The 556-nt window shown below is 55.4% G+C and carries 1 protein-coding gene and 1 pseudogene; both read left to right on the forward strand.

Annotation, left to right across the window (positions count from 1 at the left end; all coding sequences use genetic code 11):
- A pseudogene (locus J5M56_RS24000) lies at positions 1-216 on the forward strand (hypothetical protein); the annotation flags it as partial.
- Complete coding sequence (locus tag J5M56_RS24005) at positions 216-530, forward strand: hypothetical protein (RefSeq protein ID WP_041016061.1); 315 nt, start codon at positions 216-218, stop codon at positions 528-530. The pseudogene J5M56_RS24000 and the gene J5M56_RS24005, both read left to right, overlap by 1 nt.
- The last annotated feature ends 26 nt before the right edge of the window (positions 531-556 follow it).

Genomic DNA, 556 nt, shown 5'->3' on the forward strand with positions numbered 1-556 from the left:
TTACAGGCGTCCGGGCAACAGCCCGCGATGGTGTATGCCGGGCGCGTGTTGTACGACAGTGCCAACCGTTTCCAAGAGGGTGACTGGGTGCGTACAACACAACTGATTGAGTTTGCCGATGGGTGCATTTTCAGAACGCGCAATACGCGATATGTGCTTGCTGGCCCAGGGGCTCGCAAAAGCGCCGAGCTCACTACTGTGTTGAAGATTTTTTGATGCGTAGTCAGATATTGGCGGGCATGGACGTACCAGACAACCGACACCCCGATGTGCCTTGCGACGTCTGTGGTACCTCCATGCGAGTGCCTGGGTACGGCGAACAGTTCGGTGTGCTGCAAGCGCACTGGGGATACGGCGCGCGACATGACGGTGAGCGTTATCGCGTACGGATGTGTGAAACCTGCTTCTTCATGACCTTGGCGTATTTGCGACAGGAGCGACGCATACATCATTTGTTTGGCGAAGCCCCGCAGCATGAAGACTACAAGTTTGGGCGTATTGCTCGAGACGATTATTGGTTGGACAGCTAGCCGTTATTGGGGGGTAGGCAAAGAGT

The organism is Pseudomonas sp. 51_B, assembly GCF_017491595.1.
GTDB classification, from domain to species: Bacteria; Pseudomonadota; Gammaproteobacteria; order Pseudomonadales; family Pseudomonadaceae; genus Aquipseudomonas; species Aquipseudomonas promysalinigenes.

Excerpts from the sequence above, each read along its gene's own strand:
- J5M56_RS24005 (WP_041016061.1), top strand. The coding sequence starts at position 216 with ATGCGTAGTCAGATATTGGCGGGCATGGACGTACCAGACAACCGACAC.